This is a genomic window from Brassicibacter thermophilus (genome assembly GCF_055378355.1).
On record NZ_AP042446.1, the window covers coordinates 79,345 to 97,520 of the forward strand.

Genomic DNA, 18,176 nt, shown 5'->3' on the forward strand with positions numbered 1-18,176 from the left:
TTTACATCAATATATCTCTATGCAATAATCTTTAATAAAATGTCCAAAATTTATTGAAGTTAATAAAATTTACTAAGCTTAAACAATCATAAAAGTAGTATTGTTTAATAATTATGATATATAAATCTATTTTATGATAAAATTATTAATTGAAGAAATCACATAATTACTTTTAGGTCAAAATTTTAATAAAATATATGTTGACATATAAACATACCTATGTTAAAGTATTACATAAATAATAAAACAACTGAATATTGATACCTCATCTCTCTCAAAGGGGTGGGGTAGAGGCGCGATATCTATGAGTATTTATACAGAGGCCGGAAGCCTGTGAAGTATAAAGAAAGGAGCTATCGCCGAAATCTTAGTTACCAAAAACTAAGGTTGGGTTTACATCGAATAGGTGTAAAACTGTCACCAAGATACCACCCATATCTTGGTGGAGAGCTATCCTACACAGGGTGATTTAAAGGGGGGGATGAGTATGTGTGTTTTTTGTATATGCAAAAACAACACCTAATACTCATATTAGGTGTTTTTTTATTTCAAAAATTTAGTAAAAAAAAATAAAAATAAAGTAAAAAATTAGGAGGAGATATTTATGGAATATGGATGGTTATCAATTATACCACCAATATTAGCAATAATATTAGCATTAATTACTAAAGAAGTTTTTCTTTCATTATTTATCGCTGTATTTGTAGGTGCAACAATATTAACTGGATTTAATCCCTTGACAGGTTTTGCTCGAACTCTTGATACTCATATAGTGGGCTCTTTAACAGACTCTTGGAATATATCAATTTTAATCTTTTGTCTCTCTATAGGAGGCCTTATAGGCATATTAAGTAAAAACGGAGGAACAAAAGGAATTGCAAATCTCGTTGTTTCAAAAGCTAAAAATAGTAAATCTACATTGTTTTCTACATGGCTTATGGGAATGCTTATCTTCTTTGACGATTATGCAAACTCTTTAATAGTAGGTAATACAATGAGAAGCATTACTGATAAAATGAAAATTTCTAGAGAAAAATTAGCATTTGTAGTAGATTCAACTGCAGCACCTGTAGCTAGTATAGCTTTAGTATCAACATGGATAGGCATGGAAACCGGACTAATACGTGATGGCCTTGTAAAACTTAATTTAGATATGAGTGCATATGACGTATTTTTACAAACAATACCTTATAGATTTTATAGTTTATTAGCTTTAGCATTTGTACTTATATTGATTTTTACTGGTAAGGATTTTGGTCCTATGGCTAAGGCTGAAAGAAGGACTTATGTAGATGGTAAATTGTTTGATGACGATGCAACTCCAATGGTATCAGACGAAGTTGCAGAATTAGAGTCCAATGCTGCTACTGAAAGATGGTATAATGCAGTAATACCTATACTTTCAGTATTGATAATAACTGTAATAGGCTTATATATAAATGGCGGAGGATTAGAAGGTACATCAATAAGAGATGCTTTTAGTAATGCCGACGCTAGCGTAGTACTTTTATGGGCTGCCTTTGGCGGTATAATAATAGCAGGAGTTATGAGTGTAGTTCAAAGAATATTATCAATTAAAGAAATCATGGACGCTTGGGTAGCTGGCGTTAAATCAATGACTGTAGCATGTATAATACTCGTTTTAGCCTGGTCTTTAGGCGGAGTAAATGGTGAACTTGGAACTGCTGAGTTTATTGTAAATTTAGCAAAAGGTTCACTTCCACCATATCTAGTTCCATTTATAATGTTTATCATACCATGCATAGTTGCTTTTTCTACTGGAACATCATGGGGTGCAAATTCAATTGTTATGCCTCTAGCTATACCACTTGCTTTTGAATTAGGTGGCCCAGAGTTATTAATTCCTGCAATAGGTGCAGTATTAACTGGAGCTGTTTTAGGAGATCATTGTTCTCCAGTATCTGATACAACTATCATGTCTTCTATGGCAAGTGGCTGCGACCATATTGCACATGTTAAAACTCAGTTGCCTTATGCATTAACAGTAGCTGGAGTATCAACAGTAGTAGGCTTTATACCTGCTGGATTTGGTTTTAACCCATTTGTATCATTAATACTTGGTGTTTGTATATTAGTAGGAATAACAATGTTCGTAGGTGTAAAAGTTACTGATGAAGAAAGGATTAAAGCACCATTAGGAATTAATGAAAACTAAAAAAAGAAAAGAACCTAACATTTTTTAATTGAGGAAATTGCATAATAAAATAGTTTAACCTTGTAGTAATTATGCAATTTCCTCTATATGTTTAATAAATTAAAACTAATGATTCTTCTGGTACATTTTCATAAATATATTTAGCCACGTCTACTGGAAGTCTTATACAACCATGACTTGCAGGTTGTCCAAGTTTTTCAGCTTCTTCTTCAATTAATTCAACATCTTTAGTAAATGGTAATGAGTGAAAAAGATAAACTCCCTTAAATCCTACCCAGTATTTCATTCCTTGTTTAAACCGTTCTACATAAAACCATTTTCCTCTTCGGCCTTTTTCTATCTGAAATATTCCTTTTGGTGTAAAACTATCCCACAATCCTGCTGAACCTTTAGACTGTAAAACCATCTCTCCATCTTTGTATATCTTAAGTGTTTGATCATCTTGAGTATATATTAATACATAACCTTCTACATTTTGATCATAATCATGTGGAGGTATCTCCTTTGTTCTAATATACCTAGCATCTGCATACCCTATGGTACCATCTGTAAGTTTTACTTTAAACCATCCATAGGGAATAGTCTCAAGAAGCTCAACTTCTTCTAAATCTTTAAGTTTTCGTATAACGTTAGAATTCTCGTCAGCACTTTCATATATTTTCGTTATTCCACTCCTATGCATAACATCTAATGTCTCTCCAATATATTTTTTTTCAACCTTTTTTTCTTTTTCTTCCTGTTCTATCTGTTCTTTCTGCTCTTCTATATCCCTTTGAGCAACGTCTTTTTCTTCTTCTACTACTTCATTTTCTTTTGTTTCATCTTTTATATTTTCTTCAGTATTAATTGCAGCAACAAGCTCTTGTTGCGGTTTTTGAACTTTTTGGCCTTCAGAACAACCTTGTAAAATTAATGAAGTAATAATTAGTCCTAAAATTAGCTTTATTTTCATATAATTATTTCTCCTTTTTATTTTTCTATTATTTACAAAATTAGCAAAATATTAATATTATATTTCTGTATTTCAATATACAATAATTAAAATATTAAACTCATCTCACTTCATATGAAATATTATATCAAATAACTTGTCCTCAATAAATAAAAATTCAAAAAATTAAACCGCCTTTTTAGTAAGGCGGTCGTAAGATTAGCTAATCTGTATTTTCCTTTCATCGCTGCAAACAGTTACTTCTACAGTTTCTGTTAATATATCAGAATAGCTATAAGATACCCTTCTTATAGTATTATATCCACCATCAATCTTTACTACGAATATACTAGGATATGCACTTTCTAATATTCCTTCTTTTATAGTAGTCTTTTTTCTGCCTTTATTTGCTTTTAGTCTAACTTTTTGTCCTACACAGTTCTCTACACACTCTCTTATCTTGTCCAATGAGTTTTTTTCTAACAAAAAATCACCTTCCTTCGATATATACCATTTAATATGATATCATATTACAGTTTTTTTGTCAAATTTAAACTTATAGTGTACTATTTTTTTAAACCGTTGTCAAATACTATTTATCAACAAAATATTAGAAAAAAATAATATTTTTTTATTAATATTTATAATATTCGACTATACCTTCTAAAATTGAATCTGAAACCTTATTTTTATACGATTCGTCTTGCAATTTTAATTCTTGTAATGGATTAGTAATATAATCTATTTCAATAATTAAAGCATTAGAAGTCACTTCCCTAAGCAAAAAAAAGTCTCCGTTTTTTACCCCTCTATTTACTATCCCACATTTTTGCTCTAATTTAGATGCTATAAGTTTGCCTAATGTTTCACTATCACCGTCCCCTCTAAAATAATACGCTTCATACCCTTTTATAGCTGGATTATTATAAGAATTCATGTGCAAGCTTATAAAAAAATCAGGCTTAATTTTGTTTGTAATATCTGCCCGTTTACTCAAATGTAAATATTCATCTTCTCTTCTTGTTAGGTGTACATTTGCACCTAATTTTGTTAACTTCTTTTCTAATTTTAAAGCTATATCTAAAACTACATCTTTTTCTCTAAGGCCTCCAGGGCCATACACATCATCACCATTTTCTCCTCCATGACCAGGGTCTAAAACTATTATCCTACCACATAAAGGTTTTTCTACGCTAGGCATATGGACCTTTTTAATATCAATGCCTGTAAAGTAATAATTTAATATATCCTTAAAAGTATATCCAACCTCTGCCATTTTATTCCCACCATACTGGCAAAGTCCTAAGCCGTGTCCTTTACCTATAGTGGCAACTCCTATCTTTGTGGGGATTATGCTAAATCTAGTAGAATCTAAATCTAAAAGTCTTGCCACATCTCTCCCTTTGAATTTTTTGCCACCAATGGTTAATGATATCACTCTACCTTCATCATCTTTGTTTACATCTTCAATAAATCCTGTAATATTTGTTACATAATCAGTATTAGGTTTAGGAAATTTTATTTTTAGCTTTTTTTCTATTTCTTCTATAGGTATTTCTTTATACCCAGCCCAGTTAGGAGAATCTTTACAGTAATTACAAAGCACTTTTCTAAGGTAAACAACTTTGTTATCAATAACCATCTCTGAATTTTCAGTTGATCCTCCACAAGTATCATGATATTTTGGTTCAATTGGTTTATTATTAAAAACCATTATTAATCCACTAGTCTCTTCTACTGCCTTATCTATCTTTTTAAAGTTAACATTATAGTCTTCCTTCCAAACCTTTCTTAACTCACTAAGTTTGTAAAGTCTTATACAATGTTCACCGTTACATATATCACAGTTTTTATGCTCACTACACCCCTTACCGCCAAATGCTCTTGCCCTCCTTATAATGAGGGTTCTAGCAATAACGGCTTGAGCTTTTAATAGCTCTATATGAAAATTTGCGTCAACTTGATTAGCAACTGCCCCGATTACAACATTTTTAAGGCTATCTTTTTCTACTTTATTTTTTATAACATTAAATATTTTTATATAAATATTGTTTTCATCCATATCTAAAATAATTCCTCCTCTACTTGTGTAAACTTGTTGTTAAAATTGGTGTAAAATCTTTTTTAAAAAGGGTACAAATGCCCGTATATATAAGCAATGTATAATATATATTATGAAATCAACTTATACATCGTGCATATATAAGGCATATATAAGAAGTAGAGGAAATTAAAAAGACCACAAGATAATCATCTCGTGGTCTTTCCTTATAAGCAAAATTTCTTAATCTATTTCTAATACATCATATCCTGCATTTTCAACTGCTTCTTTTAAATCTTTATCAATTAACCCATCGCCTTCAACTAAAGCCCTTTTATTCTCTAATTCAACTTCTACATTTTTAACCCCATTAATTTTCCCAAGAGCGTTTTTAACTGCCATAACACAATGATTACAACTCATGCCTTCAATAACTATAGTCTTTTTCATTAAAATTCCTCCTTAAAATATATTTATGCTTTAAACCTTTTAAGCCTTAAAGAATTACTTACTACTGATACTGAACTAAACGCCATAGCTGCACCAGCTATCATTGGATTCAAGAAACCAAGTGCTGCCAATGGAATTCCTATAGTGTTATATCCAAAAGCCCAAAATAAATTTTCCTTAACAGTTTTCATAGTTTTCCTACTTAATTTTATAGCAGTAACAATATCCCTTAAATCTCCTTTTATCAATGTTATATCAGAAGCCTCCATAGCTATATCTGTTCCTGTACCTATAGCAAATCCTACATCTGCAGCAGCTAAAGCAGGTGCATCATTAATACCATCTCCAACCATTCCAACACTTTTACCTTGGCTTTTTAGTTTTTCTACTTTTTCTGTCTTATGTTCAGGCAATACTTCTGCTTCAATATTTTCTATACCTACTTGCTTTGCTATAGCTTCTGCTGTCCTATAATTATCACCTGTTATCATAAATACTTCTATACCCATATTTTTCAATGCTTTAACTGCTTCAGGTGATGTTTCCTTAATTGTATCTGCTACTCCTACTATACCTAAAATACTATTGTTCATAGCTATGATCATAACAGTTTTTCCTTGATCTTCTAGGGTATATATACTATCTTCAATATCTAAAATATCAATATTTTTAGTTTCCATGAGCCGCCTATTTCCTACATATATATCTTGCCCATCTATGACAGCATATATTCCGTGTCCAGGTATAGCTTCAAATTTATCTGTCTCTTTTAACATCAAGTCCTTTTCTACTGCTTTTTTTACTATTGCATCTCCAAGAGGATGCTCAGAACCTTTTTCGGCACTGGCTGCAAAAGTAAGCATAGTATCTTCATCCCCATTAAAAACAATTATGTCTGTAACTTCTGGTTCGCCTTTCGTTATAGTACCAGTTTTATCTAACATAAGAGAATCTATATTATGTGCTCTCTCTAAATGTTCTCCACCTTTTATTAATATACCATTCTCAGCACCTTTACCTGTACCAACCATTATAGCTGTAGGAGTAGCAAGCCCTAATGCACAAGGACAAGCTATTACAAGGACAGAAACCGAATTAATTAATGCAGTAGCAAAATCCCCTTTAATAATCATCCATCCTAAAAAAGTAATAATAGCTATCACAAGGACAGAAGGTACGAATATTCCTGATATCTTATCAGCTAATCTTTGAACAGGAGCCTTTGAATTTTGCGCATCTTCTACCATTTTTATTATCTGTGAAAGCATAGTATCTTTTCCAACTTTTGTTGCCTTAAATTTAAATGTACCATGCTTATTTATGGTAGAGCCTACAACCTCGTCACCAACTTTTTTATCAACAGGTATACTCTCTCCTGTTAGCATAGATTCATCTACAGAAGAATTACCTTCTATTATTATACCATCAACAGGAACTCTCTCTCCAGGTTTTACTACAACTATATCGCCCTTAATTACGTCTTCTACAGCTATAGTTACTTCTTTACCATCCCTTATAACTAAAGCAGTCTTTGGCCTTAGCTGTGCAAGTTTTCTTATAGCCTGAGATGTTTTACCTTTAGCTACAGCTTCCATCATTTTCCCTAATAATATCAACGTAATAATTACAGCTGATGACTCAAAATAAAATTGGTTAACTCCTATTATCAAATTATATAAGCTATAGAAATACGCTGCAGTTGTTCCCATAGCTACTAAGACATCCATGTTTGCTCCACCACCCTTTATAGAATGGTAAGCACCCTTGTAAAATCTTGATCCAATAATAAATTGAACCGGAGTTGCAAGAGCAAGTTGAAAATATCCATTACTTAAAATGGTATGCTTACCTGCCATATGAAAAAACATAGCAGAAAATAAAGGAATACTCAATATCAAGGATATAATAAAATATGTTTTTAAAGTTTTTATTTCTTTTTCTCTAGCCTCAAGCTCTCTGTCCTTTCCTTCTCCTTCCTTTTTTGCATATGCTTTATATCCTGTATTCTCAACTATTTTTGTCAAAGTATCAACAGTAACTTCTCCCTCATAATATTCAATTACCGCTTTATTCAATGGAAGATTTACAATAGCTTTGTAAACGCCTTCTACTCTGTTTAAAGCTTTTTCTATCCTAGCAGAACAAGCAGCACAGCTCATTCCTTCAATATCTAATTCAGCTTTATTAATCGAAACTTGGTAGCCAGAATTTTTTATTGCTTCAACTAAATTTTCTATACTTGCAACATCTGAATTGTACTTAACAGTAGCATTTTCTGTCATAAGATTTACAACAGCAGATTCTACTCCTTCAACTTTTGATAGAGAATCCTCTACCCGCTTTGCACAAGCTGCTCAGGTCATTCCTTTAACCTTTATTGTAGTTGTTGGCACCTTCTTCACCTCTTTTTCATAATTTTTATTTAATATTGACTATATTATTAATACCCATAGTTTTTGCTAATAAAATAATATATAAACTATTTTAATACCATATTTTTTATAAAATTGAGGAAATTACATAATTAAACTTAATTATTAAAGGTAGGGTATATACCCTACCTTAGTATAGCATAATATTAAATTATTTTCATTTAAAAAAACAAATTTTTATTATGCAATTTCCTCAACTTTCATCATGATTTATTCAATCATTTCGTTATATTTTACTAATTTATCCGCAATACTTCTATAATATTTTGCTACAGAAGATTCATCTTCTGTTACAGCAGGAACTCCCTTATCACTATCTACCCTTATAGAAGTAACTAGTGGTATTTGACCTAAAAATTCTGTTCCTAACTCATTGCTAAGTTTTTCTCCTTCTCCTTTTCCAAATATATAATGTTTTTCTCCACATTTATCGCATATAAAATATGACATATTTTCAATAACTCCAATTATTTTACTGTTTGTCTTTTCTGCCATAAGTCCTAATCTCTTGGCAACAGTTGCTGCAGTTATCTGAGGAGTAGTAACTATGAGTATTTCAGCATTAGGCATCTGTTGCATAAGACTTAGTGGTACATCTCCAGTTCCAGGTGGTAAATCTATAAGCATATAATCTAAATCTCCCCAATATACATCTTCTGAAAATTGTTTTAATATACCACCTAAAATAGGGCCTCTCCAAATTAATGCTTCATTTTTATCTACCAAATTACCCATAGATATTACCTTTACCCCATTTCTCTCTATAGGTAATATGATATTTTCATCCAAAACTATCGGTCTTACTCCACTTATTCCCATAATTTGTGGTATACTATATCCAAGTATATCAGCATCTATTAATCCAACCTTGAATCCCATCTCTTTGAGAACAACAGCAAGATTAGCTGTAACAGTAGATTTTCCAACTCCACCTTTACCACTGCCAACTGCTATTACTTTTGTTCCCTTAAAAGGATCCTCTTTACCCTGCAAATTATTAATACTTTGGGTTATATTATTTAATTTTTCTTTACTCATTTGAGTGAATATTACATTTACTTCTGATATCTCTTCTATATTACTAAGCTCCTTTTTTATATCTTTTTCCATAGTAGCTTTTAAAGGACATCCCATAGTTGTTAAAGCCACATTTACCGTTACCTTATCTCCATCAATAGAAATATCTTCTATCATATTGAGTTCTACAAGGTTTTTATGGAGCTCTGGATCATTTACTCTTTTTAAAGCATTATAAATTTTATCTTTAAGTTCCATACTTATACCTCCTCAGTTTTAGTATATCCTCGTTTATTTCTATTTATTTTAATCACAATATTATTATACCCCTATTATTGGCATAAGCCAAATATAATTTTAATTATATTTTTCCATTAAAAAAGAGCATATGTATGCTCTTTTCTACTTTCCAACTTTAGCCTCTATTTTTTTTGCTACTCTGTTAAATGCGCAAGATTTATTTTTTACTCTTAATTCATTTATATCCTTTAGCTCACAATTTCCATCAAAATCAAGGGATGGAGTTTTACTCATAGCCAAAATCTGACTTGGATACACTCCTTTATGTCCAACAACTAGATAGCTTACAGCACAGGCAACAGCAGCATATGGTGCTATTTCTAAGTTAAAAAGCTCCATCGCTATAATTATAGCAGCAATAGGCGTATTAGCACATGCTGATAAAAAAGCTACCATTCCTATAGAAGAATATACAGCAATATTGCTATTTATAATTTGTGCCCAAGTATTCCCAACAGTAGCTCCTATATAAAATACTGGTGTTAATATACCACCGCTACCTCCAGAACCTAATGTAACCGAAGTAGTAATAATCTTAACTAGGAATGCAAAAAGCGAAACCTCATGCCCTGAAATCGAATTCCCTATTATATGAGTTCCTAAACCTATGTAATCCTTGCTTTTAGTTATGTATACAATAAGTATAAGGAAAATACCGCCTAATATACCTTTATAAGGTTTATAAATATTTATTTTACTAATATATTCCTCAATAATATGTAATATTCTAATGAACACAACTGCTACAAAGCCTACGAATATACCAAATATAATCATTGATAAAATAGCTGAAACCTCATTTTGAGGAGAAAAAGAAATATCATATGTTAAATACTCCATTCCCATCAGTTTGCTAATCATACAGCTTACATACGAAGATATTAAAGATGGCAATAAAACGATATAGGAAAACTTACCAACATATAATACTTCCGCAGCAAATATAGCTCCAGCTATAGGAGTACCAAATACTCCAGCAAATCCTGCACTTATACCACATATCACAAATCTTTTTTTATCTATTCCTTCCATCTTAAGTAATTTAGATACTTTAGATGCAATACCTGCCCCTATTTGAGCACAAGGCCCTTCCTTACCTGCAGAACCTCCAAATGATAATGTAATTAATGTAGCTACTAATTTAACAGGCACTACCTTTATATCAATATCACCACATCTTTTGTGCACAGCTTCTATAACTTTTTCTGTACCATGTCCTTCAGCATCTGGAGCAAATTTAACAATTAGTAAGCTGCTTAAATAAAATGCTAATGGCATTAATAAAAAATAATAAGACCACTTTCTAGTATTTGTATCCCCAAAATCAATGAGCTTCAAAAATACAGTTGTAGCAAAGCCAACTATCACTCCAACAATTACCGAAAGTAAAATCCACTTTAATGCACTTAGAAGTAAAACACTTACCTCAATGCAATCTCTTTTTACTTTTTGTTTCATTACCTCATATATCACCTCTTAAATATTACTTTTTTATTTATTTTAAGAAATTGTATAATTACTTTAGGGTCAAAATTTTATGTAATATTTTATTATACAACTTACTCATCTATTAAATAAAAAATAACTATAATAATTAATTATTTAACAATTAAATTATATAATATTTATTGATTACAATCAATGCATAAATAATCAAAGTAATGAAAATTTTAACGATTGATGAGTTTGTATAATATATAATGAGAAATTAATTTTTACACAAAAAAAGAGTAAACCATATAAAGGTTTACCCTCTTTTAATTTATTATTCTAGTACTAACATCCTGAAGAACGTCCTGCAAATGTTACATAAAAACCTCTTCTTAACCAATCATTTACATAGTCTATATCAAAATTACTCCCATATGAATTAGAAATATCTTTTTCTACAACAAACTTTATGTTTTCAACTTCTACAGATTCGTCATTATCTTTTTGCTCATCCAGAGCAATACCAACAGAAGGGCCACTTCAACCAAAGCCTGCTATATATAGCCTTACAGCCTTACCTATAGAATCTTTTTTTTCCATGATTTTATTTAGCTCTTCTAAAGCTCTTTTTGTAATATTTACTTTCATATACTTTTCCTCCTTGTAGTCACCCTATTTAATAAATTGTAAAATTAAAGCTATTAACAATTTTGTAATTCATTACATTTCAATTATATTTATTATTAATATACCCATACAAGGTATGTAATAATCAAAAGATTAGTATTATTTTTTTACATACTCAAACATATCTTCCATTACATCATAAGACATAAGTCCAATCTTTATTGCTCTTATTATTCCTTCTTCATCAATCATAACACTCATAGGAATTCCTGTAACCATGTAACTTATGGCCGTATTTGCCTTAGAGTCTAATAAGATAGTGAATTGGTAATCTGTACCATTTAAATATGCTTTTACGTCTGCTTCAGATTCACCAACATTTATAGCTAAAACCTCAAAATCTTCATCTTTATGATTAATATAAAGTTTATTTAAATCAGGCATTTCCTTTACGCAATAAGGACAATCTGTTGCCCAAAAATTTATCAAAACTGTTTTTCCTCTGTAATCTTCCAAAGATACAGTTTCACCTTCTAAAGTGTTCAATGTAAAATTAGGAGCTTCTTTCCCTATGTCAATAGGAAGAGAATTTTCTTCTATTTGGTTACTATTTTGAGAAACATCACTCTCATTATCTTTTATTTCATTTGTTTCATTACTTTGGCTAAAATAAAAAATACCACCTATAACAATCAAAGCAATAATGACAATAGTCAAAGCTTTTTTATTCACTCAATCACTCCCTTTATATAATCATATATATACCAAATATCACCATAATGACACCACTAATTTTGCTTATATATGGTAGAGTTTTGTCAAATTTCATTAGAAATTTGCTAAAGCTATTTATGAGCAAAGCTGTAATTATAAACGGAACAGCTAATCCTAATGAATAAAATAATAAAAGATATACTCCTTTTGAAATAGTAGTTGACATACTAGCATAAACTAATATTGACCCAAGTACAGCTCCAACACATGGCGTCCATCCAGTTGCAAAAGCCATACCTACAAGCATAGCACTAAACCATCCTCCAGTTTTACCAGGAGCCTTGAGCTTTATAGGACTCTTAAAAAATTTTAAGTTAAAGACTCCTGACATAGTTAATCCAAATATTATAATCAAAGCACCTGCAACCTTCATAAGAATATTCCTATATTTTATGAACATTTGACCTAAAAAACTTGCAGATATGCCCATTATCATAAATATTATTGTAAAACCTAAAGTAAATCCTAGTGTTCTTATGAGAGTAAAAAGTCTTTTACCCTTTAGTTCTTCTTCCACTGACGCTCCTGTAATATATGTTATATACGCAGGAATAAGTGGTAATATACAAGGTGAAAAAAAAGATACAAATCCTGCAGATAAAGCTAAAGTGAAAGATATATTATCATTCAAATATAATCACCCCCATATGGATTTATTTACATTATACCATACGGGGGTATTATTGCAAGTACTTTTTACTTTCTTTCTTTTAAAAATCTACTTGTCTTTGATTTACAATTAACACATTCTTTATTTCCTTTATCGCAAGGATTTACATGCACAATTATATCCTTAAGATTATCAATTTCTTCATATGCAATTCGTTCAACTTCTTCAGATATTTCGTGTCCCTCTTCTACAGAAATATTATTAGGAACGCATATTTTCATATCTATAAATGCTTTAGAACCGTGTACCCTGGTTCTTATCTCATTGATATTTGTAACCTTTGTATTATCCATTATCTTATCTGCTAAATCAAAGAGTTTCTCTTCAGCTATTGAAGAATCCATAAGCTCATTGTAACCCGTTATGAATAGTTCTATTCCAACTTTTATTACTATTAAAGACACAGCAATTCCAGCTAAAGCATCAAAAATAGGGTATCCTGCCCTTGCACCTAATATTCCTAGTAATACTGCTATAGATGATAAAGCATCTGATCTATGATGCCAAGCATCAGCTATAAGAGCACTACTATTTATTTTCTTTCCAACATTAATAGTCATTCTAAATTGTATTTCCTTAATAACTATTGATACAAGTGCAACCCATAAAGTTATAATGCTAGGAGTTTCAATACCTTTTAAAAATATAGATTGAATAGCTGAATATCCTATCTTAACCCCAGTTGCTATTAAAAATAATGATAACATAAATTCTGAAATAGATTCTGCCTTTTCATGTCCATATTGATGTTTAGAGTCTTCCGGTTTCTTAGAAATAAAAAATCCTATAATTATACCTAACGAACTGCCTACGTCAGAAATAGTATGGATACCATCTGCTATCATACCTTTAGATTTACCAATTACCCCAATAAATATCTTTATTATAGCCAAAGCAATATTAATGATTATTACTACCCAAGTAATCTGTTCTCCCATCTTATATCTTATGTTATCTGGAATTTCATTATCCCTGCTCATTAAAACACCTCATTTTCAATTGAAATAATATTATTTATAGTATACTACTTTATTTATATAAATGTAACCTATAATTTCAACGATATTAATTAATACATAATATTAAATTTCATTATCAATTGAAAATTACTGATAAAAAATAATACATTTGGGTAGTAAAAGTAAAAAATTGAGCTTTCGCTCAATTTTAAAATGCATCTCCAGGAATTATTGCGTCTATTATACCAATCGCTAATGCACCTAGTATAGATCCTATAATTGATATATTAAATCCTTCTACTATGTATCTGGTAAAATATAGAATCGCTGCAGTAATAACGAATCCTATCAATCCTCTGCCAAAAGGCGAAGCGTCAACTTTAGTAAATCTTGATATTAGATAATCAACAATAGCAATTACTATACCTGAAAAAATCAAAGTCCCTAAACCGTCTATCGTAAATCCAGGTGTAAAAAAAGCAGCTAATCCCACTACAACAATTGTAATTAAGATTTTAACAAGTATTTGGCTTATACTTAACTTATCTTTTGTTCTTTCATTATCAGCCATGTTCATCCACCTCCTAAGTATATTTTCGCTTTTTAAAAAGTTTTTATTCAATTTATCATGAATATTTATTATTTTTATTCACATATTATTTTTAAAGCTATCAATATTGGGTATAAGAATAATAAATGTAAAAAATTATTACACAATAATTAATAAAAATATGTTATTATTAATTAATAGCAAACATTAAACATTTAAAGGAGGAATTATAATGGCTATAACTAAAGATATGCTAATAGGTGAAATAGTTAGAGAATATCCTGACGCAGTAGAAAAGCTAATGAAATTTGGTTTAGGCTGTGTAGGATGTCCATCAGCACAAATGGAGTCTTTAGAAGAAGCAGCTATAGTTCATGGTCTTGATGTAAATGAATTATTAGAAGCTTTAAATAAATAGGTATAAAAATAAGGAAGCTTAAGCTTCCTTATTTTTATGTTTTTATAATTTTATAGAAGTTGATCTAACCTAGCTTTATCAAATCCAACTATTTCTTCGCCATCAACAATTATTACTGGAACACCCATATACCCTTTGCTCATTAACTCTTTTCTAGCCTGAGGGTCTTTTTGAACATTCTTTTCTTCATAGCTTATACCTTTACTGTTTAAATAATCCTTGGCAGCAACACAATGTGGACAAGTGCTGCTAGTATAAATAGTTACATTTTTCATTTTTATTCCTCCTAAATATAATTTATTTCTATTATTATTATACCCCCTAAGGGTATGCTTAATCAAGAAAAATTTAAAATTTTTTATGTTCACTTACATATATATTACCCACTATTATTTAGTTTAATCATTTTTGCATTAATACTTACGAAATTTTCATAATAAAAGCGGCCAAAATTATGGCCACTATTATCATCCTTATTGGCTTATTTATTAATAGGGAATCATAGGTTTTTTTGGTGTAATTATTTTGCCACTAGCTGCATCAATGTAAAGAAGCCAATACCCATTTTTTTCGTTTATACTATTACTTGATTGATACCAAGTAGTAAAGCCTGTAAGCCCATTGTAAGGATGTTCTAACCTCGTAAATTTACCTGGAATTCCATATATGTAATATTTAACTTTATCGTCTTTTTTTGCTATACCAAAAATATAATGTCTGTATTTCTTTATAAGCCCTTGACATGTAGCACTCCTTGTAATAAAAGGATATTGTTGATATACATTTATTACATAATTATAATATGGTAAGAATCCTCTGTATATATTACGTCTATCATATGGAATTTCCCACCAGTTATATCCTTCTAATTTTTCTTTTAATGGGTCTACTTCTTCAAAAAATTTCAAAACATTTAATGTATAACTTGCTACTTGATTATTATATTGATCGATATTTTGACCATAATATGGTACATTATTAAATAATTTGTTATATTGTTTCGTATCCTTGCACCTTTCGTTATTTTGCTCTTCATAACTTACCGATTGTAATTTTTCATCTTGCTCCTGTTTTTGTTTTTCTTCTTTCTGTTTCTCTATAGTTTCTGTCTTCTCTTTTTCATCAGTTGTTATCTTTTTTATATTTCCATTGTCTTTATCTTTTTTATGTAATTCATTGTTTTTACTATCTACATATCTTTTATCTTTTCTATTCTCTTCATCTTTATTTTTCACATTTTCTTCTAATATTTCTTCTTCAATTTCACAAGGCTTATTCAAATTAGAAGCATTGTACTTATTTTTATTTAATTTATTTAAGTCTTTATTATCTTTATTATTTTTAAGTTCCTTTGCTATATCTAGGATATCCCTGCCTTTTTTATCTATAAACCCAGCTAAAGGTATTATTATTTCTTCATCTAGTTGTTTATCTATATTACATAATCTTATCATAATCGTATTAAATTTTTCTAAAGGCAAACCTGTATTTCCTAAATCGCGAGGATTAAATTTCCAATCCAACTGACTCTTCCCGTCATCTCTTATTCTAATAGGGCCTGCGTCTACTTCTATCAATCCTCTATTCGATTCACCTAAAAGATACATCTTGTATATTTTGTTCTTGTATTGATGTTTAAAACCTTCCACATTTAAAGAAATTTTTCCCTTGCCCTCTCTTATTTCTAATATTCCATATCCCTTTACTCTTTTATTTTCATCATTAAAATATTTAGAATAGTTATTTAATATTATATATCTTCTTATGTATTTTTCCTTAATCGTCATTTTATTCCCCCCTCTTGACAATACTTATTATTAATATATGTAAGAGGTAGGAAATAGTTAACTAGTAAATTTCATTATTCTTAAAGAATGCATTTGATATTTTGGCAAACTCTTCTAATTCTAAAGTTTCTCCTCTCCTCCTAAAATCAATATCACACTTTAATAAAATATCTTTAATTTCTTTCTTTGATAATCCTAAATTACCTCCTGCAAGAGCATTTAGTAAAGTCTTTCTTCTTTGACCAAACGCTGCTTTAACTACTTGAAAAAATTTTTTCTCATCTATTACATCTACAACTGGGCTTTTATATACATCAAGCACTACTACAGCTGAATCAACATTAGGTTTTGGCATAAAAACATGTCTAGGTACATTTACAATAATTTGTGGTTTTGAATAATATTGAACAGCTACAGATAAAGCTCCATAATCCTTATTCCCAGGAGATGACTGCATCCTAACTGCAACTTCTTTTTGCACCATTACAATTATCTTATCTATTGGAAGTTTCGCTTCTAATAACTTCATTATGATTGGTGTAGTTATATAATAAGGTAAATTGCCTATAACTTTAACATTACCGTTTCTCAATTTTTCGTTAAATATCTTATTAAGATCAACTTTTAGTATATCTCCATGTACTATTTCTATATTTTCGCATTCAGATAATGTCTTATTTAATATTGGTATAAGATTCTTATCTATTTCAACTGCCACAACTTTATCTGCTTTTTTTGATAGCTCTCTAGTTAATGTACCTATACCAGGACCTATTTCTAGTATATAATCTTTTTTATTTATATCGCTTTTTTCAAGAATTTTATTAATAACATTTCCATCTATCAAAAAGTTTTGTCCTAAGCTTTTAGAAAAACTAAATTCATAGTCTTGCATTATTTCTTTTATAGTTTCAGCTGAATAAAGTTTTTTATCTTTCATAATCACTATTAATCCTCCTAATAGCTTCTAAAAATTCTTCTCTTGTTATACCATAATTATTAAGTCTATTCAAAAATTGCTTAGAGTTACAATATCCTATACCTAATATTTTCCCTAATTCATCCCTTTTTTCTCCTGCATTTTTAGTTCCAGAAAGTCCATATTTTACTAAATCGTTCTTTGTAAATTCTATCCGCTTACCCTTTGTTTCAGCTCTAGCTTTTTTTAATGCATCTATTATAGCCTGTGGCGAAGCATTTTCAACTCCTATATCACCATCTTTAATAGCTTTTTCCCTTGGTATAAATGCATGCTTACAATTTTTAACTCTCTTAGATATCATCCTTCTAATTTTTTCACCAGCGAAATCAGGGTCAGTAAATATTATTATACCTCTTTTTTTAGCTGCAGTTTCGATTTGCCTTAATTTATCCTCATTTATACCAAATCCGTTAGTTGCAATTATCTCGGCATCTACAGCCCGTTTTATTGCTAATATATCATCTCTTCCTTCTACTACTATTATTTCCTTTATCAACTCTAGTCCTCCCTATGCTTAAGTTTATATAGCTTATTATGCAATTTTCTCATATGTCTATGGAAAATCAACTTTTCCTGCTCCGGTACTCAAGCACTATTCAAGGTAAAGTATTAGGGTAGTGATTGAATAAAT

17 protein-coding genes, 1 pseudogene and 1 riboswitch are annotated in these 18,176 nt (G+C 30.1%); of the genes and pseudogenes, 2 read left to right on the plus strand and 16 right to left on the minus strand.

The annotated features are described in order from the left end of the window. Positions 1-280 precede the first annotated feature (280 nt). Positions 281-461, plus strand: a riboswitch (Lysine riboswitch). Between the two features lie 143 nt (positions 462-604). Further along, the gene (locus ACZ41D_RS00325) at positions 605-2,176 is read left to right on the plus strand and encodes a Na+/H+ antiporter NhaC family protein (RefSeq protein ID WP_464151950.1); all 1,572 of its coding nucleotides are present in this window, start codon (positions 605-607) and stop codon (positions 2,174-2,176) included. Positions 2,177-2,267: 91 nt separating this feature from the next. Here the strand turns inward: ACZ41D_RS00325 and ACZ41D_RS00330 are convergent, their stop codons facing one another. The 12 genes and pseudogenes from ACZ41D_RS00330 to ACZ41D_RS00385 all read right to left on the minus strand — a co-directional run bounded on the left by ACZ41D_RS00330 (position 2,268) and on the right by ACZ41D_RS00385 (position 14,379). Further along, entirely contained in the window at positions 2,268-3,128 is an 861-nt protein-coding gene (locus tag ACZ41D_RS00330; RefSeq protein WP_464151951.1) for a L,D-transpeptidase family protein, read from the minus strand. Between the two features lie 198 nt (positions 3,129-3,326). Further along, a complete protein-coding gene (locus ACZ41D_RS00335) occupies positions 3,327-3,593 on the minus strand; it encodes a Veg family protein (protein ID WP_464151952.1) in 267 nt (88 codons plus the stop codon). A 148-nt stretch (positions 3,594-3,741) separates the two neighbouring features. After that, a complete protein-coding gene (gene spoIID, locus ACZ41D_RS00340; protein WP_464151953.1) occupies positions 3,742-5,169 on the minus strand; it encodes a stage II sporulation protein D in 1,428 nt (475 codons plus the stop codon). A 222-nt stretch (positions 5,170-5,391) separates the two neighbouring features. Further along, positions 5,392-5,598 carry a heavy-metal-associated domain-containing protein gene (locus ACZ41D_RS00345; protein ID WP_464151954.1) on the minus strand — a complete coding sequence of 69 codons (207 nt, stop codon included), beginning with the start codon at positions 5,596-5,598 and terminating at the stop codon, positions 5,392-5,394. 23 nt (positions 5,599-5,621) lie between these two features. Further along, a complete protein-coding gene (locus tag ACZ41D_RS00350) occupies positions 5,622-7,466 on the minus strand; it encodes a copper-translocating P-type ATPase (protein WP_464153094.1) in 1,845 nt (614 codons plus the stop codon). A 132-nt stretch (positions 7,467-7,598) separates the two neighbouring features. Further along, positions 7,599-7,940: pseudogene (locus ACZ41D_RS00355) on the minus strand (copper ion binding protein); the annotation flags it as partial. Positions 7,941-8,240: 300 nt separating this feature from the next. Next, positions 8,241-9,305 carry an Mrp/NBP35 family ATP-binding protein gene (locus tag ACZ41D_RS00360; protein WP_464151955.1) on the minus strand — a complete coding sequence of 355 codons (1,065 nt, stop codon included), beginning with the start codon at positions 9,303-9,305 and terminating at the stop codon, positions 8,241-8,243. 144 nt (positions 9,306-9,449) lie between these two features. Next, positions 9,450-10,805 (minus strand): chloride channel protein, encoded by a 1,356-nt coding sequence (locus tag ACZ41D_RS00365; protein WP_464151956.1) that lies wholly within the window; start codon positions 10,803-10,805, stop codon positions 9,450-9,452. A gap of 759 nt (positions 10,806-11,564) precedes the next feature. Then, positions 11,565-12,137 carry a TlpA family protein disulfide reductase gene (locus tag ACZ41D_RS00370; RefSeq protein ID WP_464151957.1) on the minus strand — a complete coding sequence of 191 codons (573 nt, stop codon included), beginning with the start codon at positions 12,135-12,137 and terminating at the stop codon, positions 11,565-11,567. A gap of 13 nt (positions 12,138-12,150) precedes the next feature. Further along, positions 12,151-12,810, minus strand: coding sequence for a cytochrome c biogenesis CcdA family protein (locus ACZ41D_RS00375; RefSeq protein ID WP_464151958.1), 660 nt, complete (start codon positions 12,808-12,810; stop codon positions 12,151-12,153). 65 nt (positions 12,811-12,875) lie between these two features. Beyond that, a complete protein-coding gene (locus ACZ41D_RS00380) occupies positions 12,876-13,829 on the minus strand; it encodes a cation diffusion facilitator family transporter (RefSeq protein WP_464151959.1) in 954 nt (317 codons plus the stop codon). A 187-nt stretch (positions 13,830-14,016) separates the two neighbouring features. Further along, on the minus strand, positions 14,017-14,379 hold the full coding sequence (locus ACZ41D_RS00385) for a phage holin family protein (protein ID WP_464151960.1): 363 nt from the start codon (positions 14,377-14,379) through the stop codon (positions 14,017-14,019). 211 nt (positions 14,380-14,590) lie between these two features. Here ACZ41D_RS00385 and ACZ41D_RS00390 point away from each other — a divergent pair, with 211 nt between their 5' ends. Then, the gene (locus tag ACZ41D_RS00390; RefSeq protein WP_464151961.1) at positions 14,591-14,776 is read left to right on the plus strand and encodes a DUF1858 domain-containing protein; all 186 of its coding nucleotides are present in this window, start codon (positions 14,591-14,593) and stop codon (positions 14,774-14,776) included. A gap of 50 nt (positions 14,777-14,826) precedes the next feature. Here ACZ41D_RS00390 and ACZ41D_RS00395 read toward each other — a convergent pair whose 3' ends face one another. From ACZ41D_RS00395 to rnmV, 4 genes are all read right to left on the minus strand, one after another. Continuing rightward, entirely contained in the window at positions 14,827-15,051 is a 225-nt protein-coding gene (locus ACZ41D_RS00395) for a glutaredoxin family protein (protein ID WP_464151962.1), read from the minus strand. Positions 15,052-15,264: 213 nt separating this feature from the next. Further along, positions 15,265-16,563: a hypothetical protein gene (locus tag ACZ41D_RS00400; protein ID WP_464151963.1), complete on the minus strand. Its 1,299-nt coding sequence runs from the start codon at positions 16,561-16,563 to the stop codon at positions 15,265-15,267. A 61-nt stretch (positions 16,564-16,624) separates the two neighbouring features. After that, positions 16,625-17,503, minus strand: a complete 879-nt coding sequence (gene rsmA / locus ACZ41D_RS00405) for a 16S rRNA (adenine(1518)-N(6)/adenine(1519)-N(6))-dimethyltransferase RsmA (protein ID WP_464153095.1) — start codon at positions 17,501-17,503, stop codon at positions 16,625-16,627. Continuing rightward, positions 17,493-18,041: a ribonuclease M5 gene (gene rnmV / locus ACZ41D_RS00410; RefSeq protein ID WP_464151964.1), complete on the minus strand. Its 549-nt coding sequence runs from the start codon at positions 18,039-18,041 to the stop codon at positions 17,493-17,495. The genes rsmA and rnmV overlap by 11 nt, the downstream gene beginning before the upstream one ends. Positions 18,042-18,176 lie beyond the last annotated feature (135 nt).